The sequence below is a fragment of the Pseudomonas sp. MOIL14HWK12:I2 genome (genome assembly GCF_000510745.1).
In the GTDB taxonomy this organism is placed as follows: Bacteria; Pseudomonadota; Gammaproteobacteria; order Pseudomonadales; family Pseudomonadaceae; genus Chryseomonas; species Chryseomonas oryzihabitans.
On record NZ_KI783313.1, the window covers coordinates 858,584 to 880,001 of the forward strand.

General features: G+C 69.5%; 17 protein-coding genes and 1 pseudogene. 12 read left to right on the forward strand and 6 right to left on the reverse strand.

What is annotated here, in order from left to right:
• Nucleotides 1–11: 11 nt before the first annotated feature.
• Nucleotides 12–992: a DUF1853 family protein gene (locus PSK12I2_RS0120270; protein ID WP_084222124.1), complete on the forward strand. Its 981-nt coding sequence runs from the start codon at nt 12–14 to the stop codon at nt 990–992.
• On the opposite strand, the gene PSK12I2_RS0120275 is transcribed toward PSK12I2_RS0120270, so the two are convergent.
• The 3 genes from PSK12I2_RS0120275 to PSK12I2_RS0120285 all read right to left on the reverse strand — a co-directional run bounded on the left by PSK12I2_RS0120275 (nt 965) and on the right by PSK12I2_RS0120285 (nt 5,522).
• Nucleotides 965–1,888, reverse strand: a complete 924-nt coding sequence (locus PSK12I2_RS0120275) for a 1-aminocyclopropane-1-carboxylate deaminase/D-cysteine desulfhydrase (protein WP_084222125.1) — start codon at nt 1,886–1,888, stop codon at nt 965–967. The genes PSK12I2_RS0120270 and PSK12I2_RS0120275 overlap by 28 nt on opposite strands.
• 11 nt (nt 1,889–1,899) lie before the next feature.
• Nucleotides 1,900–3,213, reverse strand: a complete 1,314-nt coding sequence (locus tag PSK12I2_RS0120280) for a chromosome partitioning protein ParA (protein WP_171991242.1) — start codon at nt 3,211–3,213, stop codon at nt 1,900–1,902.
• A gap of 287 nt (nt 3,214–3,500) precedes the next feature.
• Nucleotides 3,501–5,522, reverse strand: coding sequence for an NADPH-dependent 2,4-dienoyl-CoA reductase (locus PSK12I2_RS0120285; RefSeq protein ID WP_027599826.1), 2,022 nt, complete (start codon nt 5,520–5,522; stop codon nt 3,501–3,503).
• 228 nt (nt 5,523–5,750) lie between these two features.
• Here PSK12I2_RS0120285 and PSK12I2_RS0120290 point away from each other — a divergent pair, with 228 nt between their 5' ends.
• The 4 genes from PSK12I2_RS0120290 (at nt 5,751) to PSK12I2_RS0120305 (ending at nt 11,150) form a co-directional block, all read left to right on the forward strand.
• Nucleotides 5,751–6,773: a hypothetical protein gene (locus tag PSK12I2_RS0120290; RefSeq protein ID WP_027599827.1), complete on the forward strand. Its 1,023-nt coding sequence runs from the start codon at nt 5,751–5,753 to the stop codon at nt 6,771–6,773.
• Nucleotides 6,770–7,813 (forward strand): AraC family transcriptional regulator, encoded by a 1,044-nt coding sequence (locus PSK12I2_RS0120295; RefSeq protein ID WP_027599828.1) that lies wholly within the window; start codon nt 6,770–6,772, stop codon nt 7,811–7,813. Before PSK12I2_RS0120290 ends, PSK12I2_RS0120295 begins: the two co-directional genes overlap by 4 nt.
• Nucleotides 7,814–7,878: 65 nt before the next feature.
• Complete coding sequence (locus tag PSK12I2_RS24215) at nt 7,879–10,404, forward strand: mechanosensitive ion channel family protein (RefSeq protein WP_037007874.1); 2,526 nt, start codon at nt 7,879–7,881, stop codon at nt 10,402–10,404.
• 5 nt (nt 10,405–10,409) lie between these two features.
• Nucleotides 10,410–11,150 carry an NUDIX domain-containing protein gene (locus PSK12I2_RS0120305; RefSeq protein WP_027599829.1) on the forward strand — a complete coding sequence of 247 codons (741 nt, stop codon included), beginning with the start codon at nt 10,410–10,412 and terminating at the stop codon, nt 11,148–11,150.
• Here PSK12I2_RS0120305 and cysE read toward each other — a convergent pair.
• The 3 genes from cysE to PSK12I2_RS0120320 are packed head-to-tail and all read right to left on the reverse strand — an operon-like array spanning nt 11,132 to nt 13,054.
• A complete protein-coding gene (gene cysE / locus PSK12I2_RS0120310) occupies nt 11,132–11,920 on the reverse strand; it encodes a serine O-acetyltransferase (protein WP_027599830.1) in 789 nt (262 codons plus the stop codon). The two genes, PSK12I2_RS0120305 and cysE, sit on opposite strands and share 19 nt — an antisense overlap.
• A gap of 15 nt (nt 11,921–11,935) precedes the next feature.
• Nucleotides 11,936–12,502: a GNAT family N-acetyltransferase gene (locus tag PSK12I2_RS0120315; RefSeq protein ID WP_037007875.1), complete on the reverse strand. Its 567-nt coding sequence runs from the start codon at nt 12,500–12,502 to the stop codon at nt 11,936–11,938.
• 9 nt (nt 12,503–12,511) lie between these two features.
• On the reverse strand, nt 12,512–13,054 hold the full coding sequence (locus PSK12I2_RS0120320) for a helix-turn-helix domain-containing protein (RefSeq protein WP_027599832.1): 543 nt from the start codon (nt 13,052–13,054) through the stop codon (nt 12,512–12,514).
• A gap of 672 nt (nt 13,055–13,726) precedes the next feature.
• Here PSK12I2_RS0120320 and PSK12I2_RS0120330 point away from each other — a divergent pair.
• The 7 genes and pseudogenes from PSK12I2_RS0120330 to cheB all read left to right on the forward strand — a co-directional run.
• Nucleotides 13,727–13,903: pseudogene (locus PSK12I2_RS0120330) on the forward strand (general stress protein); the annotation flags it as partial.
• A 218-nt stretch (nt 13,904–14,121) separates the two neighbouring features.
• Nucleotides 14,122–15,927 (forward strand): methyl-accepting chemotaxis protein, encoded by a 1,806-nt coding sequence (locus tag PSK12I2_RS0120335; protein WP_027599834.1) that lies wholly within the window; start codon nt 14,122–14,124, stop codon nt 15,925–15,927.
• Nucleotides 15,928–15,929: 2 nt separating this feature from the next.
• Entirely contained in the window at nt 15,930–16,385 is a 456-nt protein-coding gene (locus PSK12I2_RS0120340; RefSeq protein WP_027599835.1) for a chemotaxis protein CheW, read from the forward strand.
• The gene (locus PSK12I2_RS0120345) at nt 16,382–17,632 is read left to right on the forward strand and encodes a protein-glutamate O-methyltransferase CheR (RefSeq protein ID WP_027599836.1); all 1,251 of its coding nucleotides are present in this window, start codon (nt 16,382–16,384) and stop codon (nt 17,630–17,632) included. The genes PSK12I2_RS0120340 and PSK12I2_RS0120345 overlap by 4 nt, the downstream gene beginning before the upstream one ends.
• Nucleotides 17,629–18,156, forward strand: coding sequence for a chemotaxis protein CheW (locus PSK12I2_RS0120350; RefSeq protein ID WP_027599837.1), 528 nt, complete (start codon nt 17,629–17,631; stop codon nt 18,154–18,156). The genes PSK12I2_RS0120345 and PSK12I2_RS0120350 overlap by 4 nt, the downstream gene beginning before the upstream one ends.
• Nucleotides 18,153–20,339: a hybrid sensor histidine kinase/response regulator gene (locus PSK12I2_RS0120355; RefSeq protein WP_027599838.1), complete on the forward strand. Its 2,187-nt coding sequence runs from the start codon at nt 18,153–18,155 to the stop codon at nt 20,337–20,339. The genes PSK12I2_RS0120350 and PSK12I2_RS0120355 overlap by 4 nt, the downstream gene beginning before the upstream one ends.
• Nucleotides 20,336–21,373, forward strand: coding sequence for a chemotaxis-specific protein-glutamate methyltransferase CheB (gene cheB / locus PSK12I2_RS0120360; protein WP_027599839.1), 1,038 nt, complete (start codon nt 20,336–20,338; stop codon nt 21,371–21,373). Before PSK12I2_RS0120355 ends, cheB begins: the two co-directional genes overlap by 4 nt.
• Nucleotides 21,374–21,418: the final 45 nt, after the last annotated feature.

Below are 21,418 nucleotides of genomic sequence, written 5' to 3' on the forward strand. Positions count from 1 at the left end.
GTGCGGAAAGTATGGGCGAAAGCCCGTGGCAGCGGCAAACCGCCCTCATCCGACCACGGGTCGCCGCCGGTGATCCGCAGCGGCCCGGCTTGGCCTATGCTGGCACCATGACGCCCTTCGCCGAGCTGCACGCCCTGCCCCGCCGCCTGAGCCAGCCCCAGGTGCGCGATCTCGCCTGGACCCTGGTCGCGCCGCCCTTGCTGGCAGCCGCCGACACCCGTCATCCGCTGGCCGCCAGCGACTGGGCGACCCACCCCGAACGTCTGGCCGACTGGCTGCGGCAACAGGACGCGGCCCCCGCGGCCCTGGCGACCTGGCTCGCCCAGGGCAGCGATCGCCGCCTGGGGCGCCAGTACGAAAGACTCTGGCAATTCGCCCTGGAGCGCGCGCCGGGGCTGAGGTTGCGCGCGGCCAACCTGCCCTTGCGCGACGGTGACCGTACCCTGGGTGAACTGGACCTGCTGGTGGAAGACGCTGAGGGGGTCCATCACCTGGAACTGGCGGTGAAGTTCTACCTGGGCGAAGGCCCGGCGGACGCGCCCCGCTGGCTGGGCCCCGGCGGCGAAGACCAGCTGGCGCGCAAGCTCGCCCATCTGCGCCAGCGCCAGTTGCCGCTGTCGGCCACGCCCCTGGCCCGGGCCAGCCTGGCGGCGCTGGACATCGCCCCGCCGCGGGCGGCGCTGTGGTTGGGCGGCTATCTGTTCCAGCCGCTCGATAGCCCCCTGCCCTGGCCGGCGGACGCCCTGCCATCCCGACAACCCCAGCTGTGGTGCGCGCGCGGGCAACTGCCGGAGGGTCCCTGGGAGGTGCTGCCCAAGGGCCACTGGCTGGCACCCGCAGTGGCCGACACGCCCTGCCTGCCGCTGCCGGACGGCGAGCCGATCTGGCCGCAATTGCTGGTGCGGCGCGATGCACGCGGCGACGAGGATGCCCGGCTGTTCCTGGTGCCTGGGGGTTGGCCGCTTCAGCCGCCGACCCACTTCGCCAGCTGAGGCTCCAGCGCGCGGCGGCCCTGAAGGCCCCCGCTGTGGATCAGCACCAGGCGACTGCCCGGGGCCAGCGCGCCGCCCTCGATTGCCTGGCGCAGGGCCAGCCAGAGCTTGCCGGTATAGAGCGGCTCCAGGGCGATCCCGGTCTGCGCCTCGAACTCCGCCATGGCCCGGGCCAGTTCGGCATCGAGGCGGCCGAAGCCACCGCGGCTGGCGTCCAGCAGGCGCCAGTTCGGGACCGTGTGCTGGGCGAGCAACCGGTCGAGGTTGGCTTCGACGCCGTGCCCGGGCGGCACCGCCAGGCCGCCCACCACCTGCCAGGCGGGATCGGCGGCGCGGATCACCCCGGCCAGGGTGGTGCCGGTGCCGGCGGCCAGCCAGACTTGCTGGCAATCGGGCCAGTCCAGGGCGGCGAGGCCCTGGCGCAACTCCGTGACGATGGCCGCGCAGGCCGCGGCGGCCTGCTCGTCGCAGCCCCCCTCGGGAATGGGCAGCAACCCGGGATAGCGCGCCTGCCAGGGCTGCCAGAAGTCGGCGTCATGGCGACGGCGATAGCCGCCATAGCCGAGCCAGTGCAGGGTCATGCCCTGGGCCTGCAGATCCTGGACGGTGGGCGTCAGACAGGGCTCGCCGCGCAGCAGGCCGACAGTGGCGAAGCCGTCTTCCCGACCCAGGGCGGCCAGCGCATGCAGATGATTGGAGTGGGCACCGCCGAGACTGATGAGCCCACGGCCCTCGCCCCGGGCCAGGCGTTCGCGCCAGGGCCGCAGCTTGTAGCCCTTGTTGCCGTTATGCGCGGCCGGGCGCTGATCCAGGCGCAGCACCGCCAGGCGCAGGTCGCGCGGCGCCAGGGCGGCGAGCTGCACCTCCTGCAGCGCGGCGGGTGGGAGAGATGTCATCCGCCGGGGATTCAGAGATTGGCGACGTCGCCATCGCTGTCATCGCCGCGGTGCTCGGCGCACAGCGTCGAGCGCAGCGGATCGAACTGGGCGGGATGCTCGACCCGCACCACCGGCCGCCCGCAGCGCTCGCCCTCCACCTCGGCCTGGCACACCGGCTGCTGGTGATGCTCCAGCCAGCGCTGGTATTGCTCGCGGCTGACCTTGCAGTGCTCGGCGACATAGCCCAGGGGATCGGCGCTGAATCGCGGCACGTCCTGGCGGCTGAGGATCAGATGACCCGCCCCCGGCTGGAAGGTGACGAACAGGATGCCCTGGCGCGCCAGGCGCTCCAGCTGGCCTTCGTTGCTGTCGCCGATCAGCTGGGCGCAGCGCTCGCGCAGCTGGCGGATGTCTTCCTGCAACTGGCCGTCCAGCTCGTCGCGGTACTTGAGTTCCACCTCGCGGATGGTCAGCTGATTCTTCAGCTCGCCCACCGCGGCGGCCACCCGGGCTTCGCTTTCGGCTTCGGACTGGATGCGCAGCGCCTCGATCTTGTAAAGGGCATTGCGCTCCAGGGTGCGCATCTGTTCGTTGAGTTCCTCGCGCTCCTGGCGGGCCAGGTCGTGCTGTTGCTCCAGGTGCTGGGCCAGGGCGGCGTAGCGCACCTCCAGCTCGGCCTTGGCGGCGCGCGCCTCGTCGGCATCGCGCTGCAGGCGGGCCAGGTCTTCCTGGTGCTGGCGGGTCAGGGTCAGCAGCCGGGTGCGCTGGCCGGCGATCAGCTTGTCCAGCGCCTCCTGGTGTTCCTGGGCGAGGATGCGGCGGACCCGTTCGAGACGGGCCTCGACATCGATGCCGTCGGCGGCACTGGGATGATATTCCCCGGCCAGTTCCACCTCGCCATCGCGCGGCGCGACCAGACCCAGGCAGTCGCGGATCGCCTGCCAGTCGTCATGCTCGGCCTCGCTGCGCGGATCCCAGAGATCGCCCTGGTGCCAGGAAATCGGACAGTGGCTGCGACTGGCCAGGCGAATCGGCCCGGCGCCCAGGTCGGGACCGACATCGCCGCGCTCGGCCAGCTCCGTAAGCGGCAGGTCCCACTCCGGCAGCGGACTGCCCTGGGCATCGAAGGCCAGCAGGAAAAACACCGCGGCCTTGACCCGGCGGTGGTCGTCCAGCAGCAGATAGACGAAGCGATGGCGCCGTCCGGCGCAGTCGAGCAGCGTCTGGTCGCCCTGCCAGAGCGCCTGGAAATCGGGAAACAGCAAGGCGCGATTCACACCCTGGTCGCCGAACCCCAGCACCACCGGGGTCAGTACCGCCTCTTCGTTCAACGTCTCTGCCATCTCTCGCCGCGTGCTCTGTCGATCCCACATGAATACCGAGGCCGGCCTCTCGCCAATTGGCGACCGGACCTGCATCCGCGCGCCGACCTCTGGCGGCGACGCGCTTGATCCGCGTCGCCGCCCGACTGCTCCAACGCGCCGGGCCCCCACCCGACGCATCAGGACGGCAGCTTAGCCAATCCTGGTCGGCGGGATGGAAGAGAGGCCAGACATTGGGACGAGGGTCGGTCCGGAACCGATGTTATGCGGAGTGGATCACAGAAATCATCCCTGATTGCAACGAAGAGTTACAGCTCGGCGGCAAGGCGAGTGGCCTGATCGATGGCGCGCTTGGCATCGAGTTCGGCGGCGACATCCGCGCCCCCAACCCGATGCACCGCCATGCCGGCGCCGAGCAACTCGTCTTCCAGCTCGCGCAGGGACTCCTGGCCGGCGCAGAGCACGACGTTGTCGACGTCCAGCACCTGCTCGCCGCCATCGGGCAGGCGCAGGTGCAGACCGGCATCGTCGATGCCCAGGTATTCCACCCCGCCAATGGCCTTGACGCCGCGCTGCTGCAGACGCGCGCGGTGGATCCAGCCGGTGGTTTTGCCCAGGCCCTTGCCGGGCTTGCCCGGCTTGCGCTGCAACAACCAGACCTCGCGCGGCACTGCCGGCGGTGCGGCCGGGGCCAGGCCGCCACGGCTGCTGAAGCTGGGGTCTATGCCCCACTCGCGGTAGAAGGCGGTGATGGGCTCTGCCTCCTGGTGGCCATGGGTGAGGAAATCCGCCACGTCGAAGCCGATGCCACCGGCGCCGATCAGGGCGACCCGTCGGCCTACCGGCTTGCGCTCCAGCAGGACATCCAGATAGCCCAGTACCTTGGGATGGTCGACTCCCGGAATGGGCGGCACCCGCGGCGTCACCCCGGTGGCCAGGATCACCGCGGCGAAGCCCTCGGCCTGCAACTCGCCGGCGCTGACGCGATGGTTGAGGCGGACGTCCACCCCCAGTCGCTCCAGGCGCCGCTGGAAATACCTCAGGGTCTCGCCGAATTCTTCCTTGCCCGGAATGCGCCGGGCGACGTTGAACTGGCCACCGATCCGCTCGCTGGCTTCGAACAGCACTACCTTATGGCCGCGCTGGGCCAGGGTGCAGGCGGCGGCCAGGCCAGCCGGCCCGGCGCCGACCACGGCGAAGGTGCGGGCCTCGGCGGCGGGCAGGATCTGCAATTCGGTCTCGTGGCAGGCGCGCGGATTGACCAGGCAGCTGGTCAGCTTGCCAGCGAAGGTATGGTCCAGGCAGGCCTGGTTGCAGGCGATGCAGGTGTTGATCTCGTCGGCGCGGCCGGCGGCGGCCTTGGCGACGAAATCCGGATCGGCCAGCAGCGGGCGGGCCATGGACACCAGGTCGGCCTGGCCGGCGGCGAGGATGGCCTCGGCCACCTCGGGGGTGTTGATGCGGTTGGTGGCGATCAGCGGCACCCGCACCCGGCCCTTGAGCTGGGCGGTGACGGCGGCAAAGGCGCCGCGTGGCACCAGGGTGGCGATGGTGGGGATGCGCGCCTCGTGCCAGCCGATGCCGGTGTTGATCAGGCTGACCCCGGCGGCTTCCAGCCAGAGCGCCAGCTGCAGGCATTCCTCGGGGGTGCTGCCCTGCTCCACCAGGTCCAGCAGCGAGAGACGGAAGATAATCAGGAAATCCGGACCGGTCGCCGCGCGGATGCCTTCGACGATGGCCAGCGGCAAGCGGCAGCGCTGGGCGAAGTCGCCGCCCCAGCGATCCGTGCGGTGATTGGTCCGCGCGGCGATGAACTGGTTGATGAAGTAGCCTTCGGAACCCATCACCTCGACGCCGTCGTAACCGGCCTGTTGCGCCAGGGTGGCGCAGCGGATGAAGGCGGCGATCTGCCCCTCCACCTCGGCCTCGTCCAGTTCGCGCGGGGTGAAGGGATTGATCGGTGCCTGCAGCGCCGAGGGCGCCACCAGCTGGGGGTTATAGGCATAGCGCCCGGCGTGCAGGATCTGCAGGCAGATACGGCCGCCGGCGGCGTGCACCGCGTCCGTTACCGGCCGATGATGCTCGGCTTCCTCGGGGGTGGTCAGCTTGGCCGCGCCCTTGGCCACGGCGCCCTCTTCGTTCGGCGCGATGCCGCCGGTGACGATCAGCCCCACCCCGCCCCGTGCCCGCTCGGCGAAAAAGGCCGCCATCCGCGCGAAACCGCCGGGCCGCTCTTCCAGCCCCGTGTGCATGGACCCCATCACCACGCGATTGCGCAACGTGATCGACCCCACGGGCAGAGGTTCGAGCAGATACGGATAGTTATCCATAGGGGTGGTATTACGGGCGGCAAGCTCGATCATGGCGGTCTCCGGTGGTTGGCCTTTCTGGGAAAGCCTGGCGCAACGATAGGAGGAGCGCGCCCCCGTCTCAATCACCGGAAATGACAACCTCTTTACCCAAATGCACAGCCGCCCCTTGGCAGTGGCGGTCTGGTCTCCTACCCTGAGCACCTTTATCCCGCCCGGCCCAGGAGGCCGGACCGCTCTGGAGTGCCGATGCGCAAGCTCGTGTTCCTGGTGCTGATCGCCCTGTTCGCCGTACTGGCGGGCTGGGTGGCCCAGCGGCCAGCCTTCCATTACCTGTCGGATCTGCGCAGCAGCCTGGCGGTGGACCTGACCACCACGCCGGCGGCCGCCACCACCGGCAACCTGCTGGGGATCGAGCCCGAGCTGATCGCCCTGGACTACGGCAATCCCGAGCGACTGCGCCTCAAGCTCGATGCCTATCTGGCCAATGCGCGGCGCCTGGGTCTGATCGGCGCCCAGACCATCGTGGTGCTGCCCGAACACCTGGGCACTCCGCTGGCGCTGATGGGCGAGAAACCCGAGGTCTATGCCGCCGCCCGCAGCGAAGACGCCATCCAGTGGCTGCTGCTGGGCAATCCGCTGCGCGTGGCCCGCGCCTGGTTCCAGGCCGAGGGTGACCGGCGCCTGGCCGACAGCCTGTTGCGCATGAAGGCCTGGGACATGGCCAGCGCCTATCAGCAACTCTTCGGCGGACTCGCCCGCCAGTACGGTGTCACCCTGGTGGCTGGCTCCATCGTGCTGCCCGGTCCGACCCTGGTCGACGGCGAATTGCAGGTGGGCACGGGACCGCTGCGCAATGTCACCCTGGTCTTCGGACCCGATGGCAAGGTGCTCGGCCAGCCGCTGGTGCGGCCCCTGACAGCCCGGGAACGCGGCGACGATCTCAGTCCACCCCTGCTGCGATTGGAGACGCCGCTGGGCCGTCTGGGCGTCATCCAGGGCAGCGACACCGGCCGCGCCAGGGTGCTCGACGATCCCCAGGTGGAACTGCTGGCGATCCCCGCCCTCGCCTCGGGCGCCACCCCGGCACCGGCGCCCTTCGATGTGCAGCGTCTGCGCGCCGCCGGCATTCGCGCCGCGCTGGAGGTGCAGTTGCGCGGACGGCTCTGGGAATGGCAGGCCGGCGGCGGCAGCCGGGCCTTCACCCCGGACGCCGAAGCCGCCACCGATCCTGCCCGGGCCGGCAGCAAGCTGATCAATCTGCGGCTATGAGCGCGCCGGCGCTGCGCCTGGGCGATCTCTCCACCGGCTTCGTGCTGGCCTTGGCCGCGGCCGTCGACCAGCGGGGCGCCGATGCCGCCGGCCTGCTGGCGCGCTTCGGCCTGAGCGCGGCGCGGCTGGCCGAACCCGGCGGACGGCTGTCGATTCCCCATTACATGCGCCTGGGCCACGCCGCCCTGGAGCTGACCGGCGATCCGGCACTGGGCCTGGCCATGGGTCGGGCGATGCGCCCGGCCTTTCTCGGTCTCGCCGGCGTCACCGTGGGCCAGGCGCCGGACGTGCGCCACGCCGCCGAGACGCTGCTCAGGCTGGAGCCGCTCTATGGCCGCAACTACCGGGGTCGGTCGCGCTATGCCGCCCAGGGTCGCGACGCCTGGCTGCACTTCTATAGCATCAGCCCCTACAACGCCTACAACCGCTTCGTGGTGGACGCGGTGCTGAGCGCCTGGCTGGCCTTGCTGGGCACGGTGGCCGGCCAGGCGCTGCAACCGCGCCGCGTGCTCATCGAATACCCTGCCCCGGCGGACCTCGCGCCCTACGCGACCGCCTTTGGTTGCCCGGTGGAATTCGGCGCCGCGGAGAATGCCCTGTTGCTCGAAGCCGCGACCCTGAGCCGGTCCGGTCCCGAACATTGCCCGGCCACCTGGCGCCAGTTGCTGGCGCTGAGCGACGCCGAGCACGGCCGGCTGACCCGCACCCGCGGACTCACCGAGCGGGTGGTCGAGGTCATGGGGCCGCTGTTGCGGCATGGCGAGCCGACCCTGGAACAGATCGCCAGCCGGCTGCGCCTGCCCTCCTGGACGCTCAGGCGCAAGCTGGCCGAGGAAGGCACCCAGTATCGCGCCCTGCTCAACCTGACCCGCCGCGACCTGGCCCTGGCCTATATCCGTGACACCGAGGCCAGTTTCGGCGAGATCGCCTACCTGCTCGGTTTCGCCTCCCCCGCCGCCTTCCAGCGCGCCTTCAAGCGCTGGACCGACCAGACCCCCGGCGACTGGCGGCGCCTGCAGCGGCAGGGCGTGGCCGGCTGAAGGGAGCATAGGCGCCGATCGTGGGTCCTAACTGCCTGATCCTTCACCAGGACTGCGCTCGCCCCATGCCCAATTTCCTGTTTGCCCTGCTACTGCTGTGCCTGGCGCTGCCGCTGCGCGCCGCCGAACCCCCCGCCCAGGCCGCGACCGGCCTCGATCCCCAGCAGGCGCGCCAGGTCGCGGCCCTGCTGCAGGATCCGCAGCGGCGCCAGGACCTGATCCTGACCCTGCAGGCCATTGCCAGCCAGCCGGCCAGCGCGGCCGCGACCAACCCGGCGCCGGCGAGCACAACAACCGCCGCTGCGCCGGCCACGGCCGCCACCGCGGCTACAGGCGAAGAAAAGACGCTGGTGCCCCTGGAAGCCAATGGCCTGATCGCCCAGACGCTCAGTCGCGTCGGGCGCTGGGCCGACAACCTGGGCAGCGAACTGAATCAGGTACAGCGGGCGGTACGCAGCCTGCCGGACTGGTCGCGCGCCAGCTTCACCTCCGAAGCGGGTCGCCGGGCCCTGTTGCAGGCCATGCTGACCCTGGCCACCCTCTTCGCCGCCGGCCTGCTCGTCGAGTGGCTGATCCGTCGAGCACTCCAGCGCCCTCGGCAACGGCTGCAGCGCCAGGCCGATCACGCCGACAGCCGCGCCCGCCGCCAAGCCCAGCAGCAGGCGGCCCAGCCGTCACCGCCTGCGGCCGCGGCACCCGCGGCCGAAGAGGCCGCCACCCGCCCGGCCGAACCCGCGGTGGCCCTGGTCATGACCCAGCGCGACGGCGTGGATCAGCTCGAAGAGGTGCCCATCGCCCCGTCCGATAGCGCCGCACCGGTGCCGGATGAGCCCGCGCCCAGCTCCATCCCGGCCGATCCCGCTCCCGCCAGCTCCGCCCGACGCAGCGGCGAAGAGCACTGGACCACCCTGCGACACCTGCCCTTCGCCCTCGGGCTGCTGGTGCTGGAAGTGCTGCCGCTGCTGGCCTTCTGGGCCATGGCGGCGCTGCTCATCCACTATCTGGTGGGCTCGGATGCCAACCTGCGCGAGCTGGTCGGCGGCTTCCTCGGCGCCTACCTCACCACCCGCCTGGCGCTGATCGTCATTCGCCTCCTGATCGACCCCGCCGCCCACGGCATCCGCCTGCTCAAGGTCAAGGCGCCCCTCGCCTGCACCCTGCTGCGCTGGCTGCACGCCTTCGTCGCCCTGATCACCTTCGGCCTGGCGCTGGCCCAGGCCGCGGACATCCTCGGCGCCAACGAAGAAGGCCGCGAGGCCATCGTCAAGCTGGTCTCGCTGCTGGCCCACCTGCTGGTGGTGGGGCTGATCTTCCACGTGCGCCGGCCGGTGGCCGCGCGCATCGCCGGGCGTCAGGATGGCAGTGGTGCCCTGGCCGTGCTGCGCGCCTGGCTGGGCCAGGTCTGGGCGGTGTTCGCCGCGGTGTTCGTCATGGGCGGCTGGACCATGTGGGCGCTGGACATCGAGAACGGTCTGCCGCGGCTGATGAACTTCGTCGCGCTGTCCGCCGGCATCGTCATCCTCGGGCGCCTGGCGGCGGTGTTCCTGCTCGGCCTGCTGGGTCGGCTGTTCCAGCCGGCGGCGAGCGAAGGCGCCAGCGGCAGCGATCTGCACCTGCAGCGCTACTATCCGCTGGCGCGCTGGCTGGTGGGGGTGATCGTCACCCTGATCACCGCCCTGGCGCTGTTCCAGTCCTGGGGCTGGGGCGTGCTGGACTGGTTCGGCGAGGGCAGCATCGGTCGCAACCTGCTGTCCGCCTTCCTCACCATCCTCATCGCCGCCATCATCGCCGTGGCGATCTGGGAAGGGGCCAACGCCGCTGTGAACCGGCGACTGAGCAGCTGGAGCGAACGCGGCGATACGGTGCGCGCCGCCCGGCTGCGCACCCTGCTGCCCATGCTGCGCACCGGCCTGTTCATCCTGGTCGCGCTGATCGTCGGCCTCACCGCCCTGAGCGAGCTGGGCATCAACACCACGCCGCTGCTGGCCAGCGCCAGCATCATCGGGGTGGCGCTGGGCTTCGGCTCGCAGAAGCTGGTGCAGGATTTCATCACCGGCATCTTCCTGCTGCTGGAAAACGCCATGCAGGTGGGCGACTGGGTCACCGTGGCCGGGGTCTCGGGCACCGTGGAATATTTGTCGATCCGCACCGTGCGCCTGCGCGCCGGCGACGGCTCCCTGCACATCGTGCCCTTCAGCTCGGTGTCGGCGGTCAACAACATCAACCGCGGTCTGGGCAACGCCGCCCTGCGCATCAGCGTGGGCTACGAGGAAGACATCGAGCGCGTCATCGCCGAACTCAAGGACATCGGCGCCGGCATGCGCGCCGACGATGCCTTCAAGGAGCTGATCCTCGCCGATCTGGAGATCTGGGGCGTGGACGCCGTCGACGGCTCCATGGTGACCATCGCCGGCCAGATGAGATGCCTCGACAAGGGCCGCTGGGGCGTGCAGCGCGAACTCAATCGCCGCATCCTCGAACGCTTCCGCGAGCGCGGCATCGAGATCGCCAATCCGCGCGCCAGTCTGCTGCTGCCCAGCGAAGCCGGTATCGTACCCTCCACGCCCATCCCGTCACGCCCTGCGGAGTGAACCCCGTGCAGTACCGCCAAGACGCCTTCAACGGCCTGATCATCGATGCCGCCTCGCTGCCCACCGACCGCGAGGCTTTCGCCCCGGCACTAGAGGAGTTGCTCGACCGCGCCCGGCGCGAGGGACGCAACCTGATCTGGCTGACCCTGCCCCTGGCCCTCGGCGATCTGGTGGGGATCGCCACCGCCGCCGGCTTCGTCTTTCACAACTGCCTGGAGCAGGAGCTGACCCTGGTCTGGCGCGGCACCCCCACGGCCTTCGCGCCCTTCGTGCCGACCCACAGCCTGGGTGTGGGCGGCCTGGTACTCAACGACCGCGGCGAATTGCTGGCGATCCGCGAGCGCGGCAGCCAGGGTTACAAGCTGCCGGGCGGCCATGTCGAACTGGGCGAAGACCTGGCGCCGGCGGTGGTCCGCGAAGTCTGGGAGGAAACCGGCATCCGCAGCGCCTTTCGCAGCGTGGTCGGCCTGGTGACCACCCATCCCTACCGCTTCGGCAAGTCCAATCTCTATGTGGTCTGCTGCCTCGATCCGCTGAGTGCCGAGATCGCCATCCAGGATCCGGAGGAGATCGAGGACGCCCGCTGGCTGGCGCTGCCCGAGTACCTGGCGGATCCGGGCAACAGCGCCTTCAATCGCGAGCTGGTGCGCAGCCTGGCGCAGGCCGAGGGCCTGCAGGCGAGTGCGCTGAACAGCGAGCGCTATCCCAAGGCCGAGGTCTTTCTCGCTCAGCCGTCGAAGGACTGATCCATGCTCTCGGCCGGATGAGCGTCGCGCGGACGCCCCACCGGACGGGCGGGAATGCCCACCACCGTGGTATGGGGCGCCACCGGGTGCAGGACCACGCTGTTGGCGCCGATCTTGGCGCCTTCGCCGATCTCCAGATTGCCGAGGATCTTGACCCCGGCACCGATCATCACCCCGCGCCGCACCTTGGGATGCCGATCGCCCTGCTCCTTGCCGGTGCCGCCCAGGGTCACCTGCTGCAGGATGGAGACGTCGTCTTCCACCACCGCGGTTTCGCCGATGACGATACCGGTGCCGTGGTCGAGCATGATGCCGCGCCCCAGCCGGGCGGCCGGGTGGATGTCGATGGCCAGCAGCCGATTGCAACGCGCCTGCAGGTGCAGGGCCAGCAGCCGCTCGTCGTTGCGCCAGAGGGCATGGCTCAGGCGCTGGGTCTGCAGCGCCAGGAAGCCCTTGGAGAACAGGAAGATCTCCAGCAGGCTGGCATAGGCCGGATCCCGCGCCAGCACCGCTTCCAGGTCCGCGCAGGCCGCCGCGGTCAATTCTGGCCACTCGGCATGCAGGGCGGCGAAGCGCTCGGCGAGGGCCTCGGCCTGCCCTGGATCCTCCGCCAGGGCCTCGGCGCAGCGCCGGACCAGGGCTGCCGTCAGATCCACCGGCTGCAGCAGCGCGCGCGTCAGCCCCGCGGCCAGGGCCGGGGCATCGCGACGCCCGGCCTCGGCCTGGGCGCGCAGGAGTTGCCAGAGTTCGGGAGCGGAGCGAGGCGGCATGGCGGATAGGCGTCCTTAACTAAAGGCGCCCAGCTTAACGGGCACAGCGTTCAGCGTCTTGTACATCAGGGTGGTGCTGTCGCGGCGTTCCGGTTGGCGGGCATCCAGGGAATAGCCGGGAATCCTGCCGACCACCTGATAGCCGAGGGACAGATAGAGCGGCTCGGCATGGTCGTCGCTGCGGGTGTCCAGGGTCAGCAATTCCCGTCCTTCGGCCCGCGCGGCCGCTTCCACCGCCTGCATCAGCCGGCGCGCGAGTCCCTGGCGCCGGTAGTCCGGATGCACCAGCAACTTGACCACGTCCGCGCGGTGCGGCTGGTTGGCCGGGGTATCCAGCACCAGCTGCACGCTGCCGACCACCCGGTCGTCCTGCAGCGCGGCAAACAGCACCCGGGTGCCCCGGGCCAGGCCCGGCGCCACGGCTTCGGTCCAGAAACGGCGATTCACGTTGTCGGCGAGCGGCAGGATGAAGCCGATGCTGGCGCCCTGCTCGACACAGGCGGCCAGCAGGCGTTGAAAGTCATCCAGCTGACGGGTGAAGGCGGCAGCCTCGAGCTGCTCGATACGCAGGGACGCACTCATGGACACACCTCAGATCATGAACAGGAGATAACGGGCGCCCGCCGGACCACTGAGGAAGCGGCTGCTGCCCCAGAGGCGATAGCGCAGGCAATCGCCGACGCCCAGGCGGTAGGACTGGTCTTCGATCCACAGCTGCAACTCGCCTTCGAGCAGCAGCAGATGGTGTTCGAGGCCTGGGCGGGGCGATGCCTCGTAGCGGATGTCTACGCCCGGCCCGAGCGCGCTTTCGATGACCTCACCCGCCAGGGCCTGGGCCGGCGGCGACACCGAACGGCGGGTGAACGCCTGCGCGGGATCGCTCCAGATCTGCTGCGCCTGGCGCTGGACCTGGGCCGGATAGCGGCTTTCCACGCTGTGCAGCAGGCGCGTCAGGGTCAGGCCGTAGGCTGAACAGAGTTGCCCGAGCACCGCCGTGGTCGGGCTGACCTCGGCGTTCTCCAGGCGAGACAGCGTCGCGCGACTGACCCCACTCAAGGACGCCAATTGCTCCAGGGACCATTCACGCTCCAGGCGCAGCGCCTTGAGCCTTACCGCCAGTTGTTGATCCAGCATGACCACCTCCCGATTCAGGGAATTTTTCTCACATAAGAGAGAAAAGTGCAAGGTTAGTGCTGTGCTACCCCTGTCGCATCAGGCCGCTGCCAAAGTTGATATCGCGTTAAACCTTATCGGAGAAACTCTTTACCGGGCACGTCGTTATATCCAGATGCCTTTCCGGACCATTCAGCAACGAGAGGCTCTAGCCAAGCCGTCCGCATTCTTCCACCGGCATCGAAAGAGCGCTACTCTGTAACATCGAACAAGCAGGTACGCGCGACGAAGATGATAATTTTCAAGCGACTCCAGAACGCGACTTCGATAAAGGCGTCTGAATGCCTGAGCGCATCAAACCCCAGCGAAAACGCTCCCTGCAGCAAGATGTTTCAAGAATTTTCAGCGCCAGACAGGGGTTCCAACCGGAAAGTCATTCCGACCTTGGCCGAATTCTTTTACAGCTCCTGTACAACTTTTCCGGAAACGGCTCTAGCAGGACAAAGTTCAAGTTTAAGTCTGTATCGAAGTTGCACCTCGTATAACAATATATCCCTCCATCAGCCCGCTCGAACTCGCTTTATAAACCCCTACTCTCAATATCCGAATCGCTTAGCCTTTGGGGGCACGCATTCAACTGTTCAATAATTGAAAGTGGGAGAAGTTCTTATGGCCAACAAAAGTAGCAATCCAGGTAACTTCGCCAACAATCGCGAGCGCGCCGCCGAGGCGGGTCGCAAGGGCGGACGGGCGAGCGGCGGCAACTTCGCCAACAACCCGGCCCGGGCGTCCGAAGCCGGGCGCAAGGGTGGCCAGAACAGCCATGGCACCCGCCGTCCCGAGGCCGCGAACGACGCCGCGGCGACCTGAGGCATTCTGCCCCCATGGCAGCCGCCTCGGATCAGAGACTCCGGGCCGGCTGCTACCTTTGCTTCTCGCTTACCCTCCTGCCCCGCCGCCCGCCGCCTATCCTGCTCCTCCAGTGAGTTCCAACTCACACAAATGCATGACCGTGCTACTTTTATCGGACAACCCGAGTGGTCCCCAGGGCTCGCTCTCCCTGCTTCTGTCCGTCTGCGCCGGTGCCCATGCTCAACAACATTCGCATCCAGAACAAACTCTTCGCCGGCTTCGCCGCCATCATCGCCCTGGTGGTCCTGCTGCTCTGGCTGACCTATGCCGCCTTGCAGAGCCTGGTCGACGCCAACCGCTGGGACAGGCACACCGCCGAGGTGCTGCTGTCGGTTACGGCGCTGGACAACAACCTGCTGGAAACCCGCGCCAGATTGCGCACCTTCTGGTACTCAGGCGCTAGCGCCGATGCCGATACCGCGCGCCAGGCGCTGACGTCCCTGACCGCGGCCGTCCGTGTGCCCCAGCAACTGACCCAGGACAACGCCAGCCAGCAGCAGCGCTTCGCGCGCCTGAGCGCCGATCTCGACAACTGGCGGCAGAACACCTTCGAGCCCCTCCTGCGCCTGCGCGAGACGGGCAATCTCAGTCCCGCTCAACTGGCCAACGAACCGCTGGTCACCGCCCTGTCCACCCAGGTCACCAACCTGCGCCAGCAGATCCAGGGCATAGGCGACGAAGAGCGCCGGCTGTCCGCGCAACGGGCGGGCCATACCGAGGAAGTGCGTGACCAGCTGACCTGGACCCTGGTGGCCGGCGGCGCCTTCTGCGTCCTGCTGGCCGCCCTCATCGCCTGGTTGCTGTCCCATCACCTGTTACGCTCGATTCGGCGCCTGACCGACACCGTGGCGCGCATCTCCGCCGGTGACAGCGGCGCTCGGGTGCAGGTGCTAGGCCGTGACGAACTCGCCCAGGTGGGCCTGGCCTTCAATCAGATGGCGCAGCAGATCCAGGACGACCACGCCCGCGAACAGGCGCTGATGCACCGCCTGCGCGCCGATGTGGACGACCTGCTCGGGGTGGTCAACCGGGCTGCCGCGGGCGACCTCACCGGGCGCACCAGCGTCACCGGCGACGACGCCATCGGCCAACTGGCTCGCGGCCTGAGCAAGATGATCGAGGACCTGCGCGGCATGATCGCCAAGGTGCAGCGCGCCGGTATCCAGGTGACCTCTTCCACCACCGAGATCGCCGCCTCCTCCCGCCAGCAGGAGGCCACCAGCATCGAGCAGGCGCAGACCAGCGTGGAAGTGCTGAGCACCACGCGGGAGATCGCCGCCAACGCCAACGCCCTGGTACGCACCATGGAAGAAGCCGTGCAGGTCGCCGACGAGACCACCCAGGGCGCGGAGCAGGCGCGTAGCAGCCTGGCGAGCATGGACGGCACCATGCAGCGCATGGTGGCCGCCACCGATTCCATCAACGCCAAGCTCGCCGCCCTGTCGGAGAAGTCCAGCCACATCAACAAGGTGCTGACCACCATCACCAAGGTCGCCGATCAGACCAACCTGCTGTCGCTCAACGCCGCCATCGAGGCGGAAAAGGCCGGCGAGGCGGGGCGGGGCTTTTCGGTGGTGGCCACCGAGATCCGCCGGCTGTCCGACCAGACCACCGCCGCCACCGACGACATCGAGCAGATGCTCAAGGACATGAATTCCGCGGTGTCCGCCAGCGTCATGGGCATGGACAAGTTTTCCGAGGAGATCCGCCGCAGCGTGCAGGAGGTGGCCAGCGTCAGCGACCAGCTGGCCGAGGTGATCGAGGACGTGCAGAAGCTGCCGGCGCGCTTCGACATCGTGCTGGAGGGCATGCAGTCCCAGGCCGTGGGCGCCGGCCAGATCGCCGAGACCATCACCCAGCTCAACGACAGCACCCAGCAGACCACCGAGGCGCTCAAGGCTACCAGCGAGGCGGTCCAGTACCTGCAGCAGGCAGCCCAGGACCTGCAGAGCAGCGTCGCCACCTTCTCGGTCACCCGTTGAGCATGCAGATCCTGGTCTTCCAGCTGGCCGAGGCCGCGGCGGCCCTGCCGACGACGGCGATCCGCCAGGTGCTGCCCCTGCTGCAGCTCACCCGCTTTCCTGCGGCGCCCACGGGCGTCGCCGGCCTGATGAATCTGCACGGCGCGGCGATCCCGGTGGTCGACGTCACCGCCATGAGCGGCGGCCCGGCGGCCCGGGCGCGCCAGGACACCCGCATCCTGCTGGTGGACTTCACCCTGCCCGAGGGCGGTAGCCGTCCGCTCGGCCTGGTGGTGGAAGGCGTCGCCGGCGTGCGCCGGGTCACCGCCCGCATGCCCCGACCGGCCGGCGTCCGCCTGCCCGACTACCCCTGGCTCGGCGAAGTGCTGGAGACGCCCGAGGGCCTCTGGCTGTGGCTGGAACCCGACCGGCTGCTCTCGCCAACCCTGGCCGCCCTGCTGTTCCAGGAGGCCGCGTGAAGCTCGATCCCCGGCTGGCGCCCCTGGTGCGGGCGCGCACCGGTCTGGCCATCGCCGACGACATGCTCGGTCGCGCCATCCGCCAGCGCCTGCGCGAGCGCCAGGAGGGCGATGCGGAGGCCTATATGGCGCGCATCCTCGACGACGAAGGCGAATTCGCCGATCTGCTGGACCTGCTGGTCATCCCCGAGACCTGGTTCTTTCGCGATCCCCAGGCGATCGCCCACGCCGCCCGCTTCGCCCAGGAGCGCCACGCCCGCAGCGGCGCGCCGGTGCGGCTGCTCAGTCTGCCCTGCTCCACCGGCGAAGAACCCTATACCCTGGCCATGGCGCTGTTCGATACCGGCCTGCCCGCACAGGCCTTCCAGGTCACCGCGGTGGACATCAACGAGCCGTCCCTGGAGCGCGCCCGCCGCGGCCTCTATGGGCGCAACTCTTTTCGCGCCCGCGACCTCGGCTTTCGCGATCGCTATTTCGACGCCGAGGGCGATCGCCAGCGCCTGGCCGAACGGGTGCGCAACCAGGTGCGCTTTCGCCAGGGCAACATCCTGCAGCTGGGCAGCCTGCGCGACGGCGCGCCCTTCGACGTGGTGCTCTGCCGCAATCTGCTGATCTATTTCGACGACCAGACCCAGGGCCGTGCTCTCAGCCACCTGGCCGCCCTGATGCACGACGACGGCCTGCTCTGCGTCGGCAGTTCGGAAATGGTCAGCGCCATGCGGCATGGCTTCGCCAGCCTGGGCGTGGCCCACGCCTCGGCACTGGTCAAACGCCAGGCCGCAGGCGCCGAACCCGCGCGTCCGCACCCGCAGCCGGCGTCGCCACGGCGCAAGGCCGCGGTGCGACCGCCGCCCCCGGCGCCGCCCCTGCCCGCCCGCCTGCGCGCCAGAAGCACACCCGCACCCGCTCCGATAACACCGGTCGCCAGCAGCGCTCAGCCGCTCGATGAAGCCCAGCGCCTGGCCGACGCCGGGCGTGGCGCCGAAGCCGAGGCGCTGCTGCGCAACATGCTCGAGGCGGATCGCAGCCAGGCCGGTGCCCACTTCCTGCTGGCGCTGATCCTGCCCGACGACCGCGCCGCCGAAGCCGAGCGGGCGCTGCGCCAGGCCCTCTATCTGGAGCCGGGGCACTATCCCGCCCTCTGTCGCCTGGCGCTGATCTGCGAAAGAGCCGGCCGCCTCGACGAAGCCGGACGCCTGCGCGAGCGCGCCGCGCGCATCCAGACCCGCGCCGGTGACGACGCATGAGCCTGAATCGTGAACTCAGCGCCCTGGAGCGCGCCGCCTGGGCCGAGCACTATGCCGAACCCCTGGACGACCGCCAGGCGCGCTCGGCCAGCGCCCTGGTCTTTCGTCTGGGCGCCGAATGGCTGGGGCTGCCGGGCAGTTGCCTGGTGACCGCCACCGAACCCACCGCCGTGCACCGCGTTCCTCACCGGCGTTCGCCGCTGCTCCGCGGCATCGTCCCGGTACGCGGCCAGCTCCAGCCCTGCATTGCCCTGGAGCTGCTGCTGGCGGTGGCACCGGGTGACCAGACCCGTGGCTTTCCGCGCCTGCTGCTGTTGCATGTCGGCCGCCGCGACTGGGCCGTGCAGGTGGACGAGGTGCTGGGGCTGCAGCGCTATGCCCCCGGCGAGGTGCAGCCGCCTCCCGCGACCCTGGGCGGCGACTTACTCAGCTATCTGGGCGGTGTCTATCGCGAAGGCGAGTACCAGGTCGGCCTGCTCGATCTGCCACGGCTGGAGCGGGCCCTGGAGGAGGCGCTGCGATGAGCCAGCCACCGCGCGATGTGCGCGAGATGTCCCTCTATGATCTCTTCGCCAGCGAAGTGCAGAGTCATCTGCAGCCGCTGGATGCCGGCCTGCTGCGTCTGGAGCGCGATCCCTCAGACACGGGGGTGATCGAGCCGATGATGCGCGCGGCCCATTCCATCAAGGGTGCGGCGCGCATCGTCGATCTCGACGGCCTGGTGGAGTTGGCCCATGCCATGGAGGACTGCCTGGTCGCCGTCCAGGCCGGGCGCCGCAGGCTCGGACCGGCGGATATCGACCAGCTGTTTCGCTGCGTCGACGTCCTCGGCGAGGTCAGTCGCCTGGACGAAGCCGCCAGCCAGCGCTGGCAGCGCGAGCAGCGTGATGCCCAGCGGGCACTGGCGCAGGCGCTCAGCGCCACTGACAGCGAAGCGCCCCCGCCTGTCGTGGCCGCCCCCCAGGAGCCGATGCCTGCCCCGGCGGTCCAGGACGAACCGGCACCTGACGCCGAGCGCAGTCGGGATCCGCTGCGGGTGGACAGTGGTCGCTTCAACCAGATTCTCGCCCTCACCAGCGAGGCGCGGGTCATGGGCCTCGGCCTGCATGGCCTGGTCCAGGGCTTCCAGGGCTATCGCGCCGAATTGCAGGGACTGTTCGGCCAGGCCCAGGCGGTCAGCAGCGAGTTGCGTCAGCGCCAGGAAGGCCTGCTCGATCGCTATCAGCAGCAGCTGCAGGCTCTGGAAGCCTATGAGCGGCGCCTGCTTGGGGTCTGCCAGGGACTGCTGGACGAGGTGCTGGGGGTGCGCATGCGCCCGCTGCGCGATGCCGTCCAGGGCTTTCCGCGACTGGTGCGCGACCTGGCCCGGGGGCTGGACAAGGACGCCGTGCTGCAGGTGGACGGCGCCGACACCCTGATCGATCGCGAGGTGCTGGCGCGGCTGGAAAGCCCGCTCAATCACCTCCTGCGCAACGCCGTCGACCACGGCCTGGAAACCCCGGCCGAACGCCGCGCCTTGGGCAAGCCCGAGTGCGGCCAGATTCGCCTCGAGGCGCGGCATGTCGCCGGCCGCCTGCAGGTCAGTCTGCACGACGACGGTCGTGGCCTGGACTTGGAGCGCATCCGCGCCGCGGTGATCGCCCGCCGCCTCAGTCCGCCGCCAGTGGCCGCCGAGCTGAGCCCGGCGGAGTTACTGGAATTCCTGCTGCTGCCCGGCTTCAGTCTCAAGGAGACGGTGACCGAGCTGTCCGGGCGCGGCGTGGGCCTGGACGTGGTGGCTGACGCCATTCGCGCCCTGGATGGCGAGGTCCGCCTGGAAACCCGCCCGGGGCTGGGCTTCAGCACCCACCTGCTGGTTCCGGTCAGCCGCTCCATCGTCCGCGCCCTCATCGTCGACATCGCCGGCGAGGCCTATGCCCTGCCGGTCAACCGGATCGAACGGGTGCTGCGCCTGGATCCGGCCGCGGTGCACTCGCTGGAGGGCAAGGCCTTCTTCCTGCTCGGCGAGGATCGCCTGGGCCTGGTCGCCGCCCATCAGCTGCTGGAGCTGGACGGCGCGCCGCCCAGCGGCGATCTCGCCGTGCTGGTGATCGGCAGCGGCGACCGGCGCTACGGGCTGGTGGTGGATCGCCTGCGGGGCGAGCAGGGCCTGGCGCTCAAGCCGCTGGACGAGATCTTTGGCAAGTTGCGCTCGGTCACCGCCGGGGCGCTGCTCGACGACGGCAGTCCGGTGCTCCTGCTGGACGTCGCCGATCTGCTCACCGGCATCGAGCGCCTGCTCGGCGAAGGCCGCCTGCGCCAGGTGCAGAGCGGCGCCGTCCTGGACAGCCGGCGGGTCAAGCGTATTCTGGTGGTGGACGACTCTCTCACGGTGCGCGAGATGGAGCGCAAGCTGCTGGAAGGCCAGGGCTACCAGGTGGAGGTCGCGGTGGATGGCATGGATGGCTGGAACGCCGTACGCGCCGGCGAATTCGACATGCTGCTGTCGGACATCGACATGCCCCGCATGAACGGTATCGAACTGGTGGAACTGGTGCGCCGCGATCCGCGTCTGCATGCGCTGCCGGTGATGATCGTGTCCTACAAGGATCGCCCGGAAGACCGGCTCAAGGGCATGCAGGCCGGTGCCGACTACTACCTGACCAAGGGCAGCTTCCACGATGACGCCCTGATCACCGCCGTGCAGGACCTCATCGGAGCGCCATGAGAATCGCCATCGTCAACGATCTGCTGCTGGCCACCGAAGCCCTGCGCCGCCTGCTGACGGGCGACGGTCGCCATACGGTCGCCTGGATCGCCCACGACGGCGAGGAAGCGGTGGCGCGCTGCGCCGAGGACCGCCCGGATCTGATCCTCATGGATCTGCAGATGCCCCGTCTGGACGGCATCGAGGCCACCCGCCGGATCATGGCCCAGTCGCCCTGCGCCATCCTCATGGTCACCGCCACCCCCGACGATTGCGAAGGCGTGTTTCGCGCCATGGGCGCCGGCGCCCTCGACGTGACCGCCACCCCGGCCTTGAGCGGCGGTGCCGATGGCGGCGCCCTGCTGCGCAAGATCGCCCGTATCGAACCCCTGGTGCGCCTGCCGGAACGCGCCGCCCGCCCGCAACCGGTCAGCGCTGCCGCTCCCGCCGATCGTGCTCAGGCGACGCCGGACACCCTGGTGGCCATCGGCGCCTCCACCGGTGGCCCGGCAGCCCTGGTCAGTCTGTTCGAGGCCTGGGCGCCCACGCCCCAGGCCAGCGTGGTGCTGGTGCAGCACATCGATCGGCGCTTCGCCCCCAGCTTCATCGGTTGGCTCGGCACCCAGATCGCCTGGCCGGTCACCGCCGCCCTGCCCGGCGCCCTGCCCGCCCCCGGTCAGGTGTCCGTCGCCCTGGGTGACGACCATCTGCTGCTGGACGAGCGCGGTCGCTTCGCCTACACCGCCGAACCGGTGGATTACCCCTATCGTCCCTCGGTGGATGTGTTCTTCGACAACCTCGCCAGCCACCCGCTGCGGGCCGCCAAGGCCCTGGGGATCCTGCTGACCGGCATGGGCCGCGATGGCGCCAGCGGCCTCTATGCCCTGCGCCAGAGCGGTTGTCCGACCCTGGCCCAGGATGAGGCCAGTTGTGCCGTATACGGCATGCCCGCGGCTGCGGTTAGAATGGGCGCCGCGGAGCGCGTACTCAGCCCCACGCAGATCGGTGCCTGGCTGCAACGACGCTTCGGCAACGGCTCGCGGAACAGCATATGACAGGTCGCCAACAGGAGCGTTGGACGACGCAGTGGCAGGGACTGG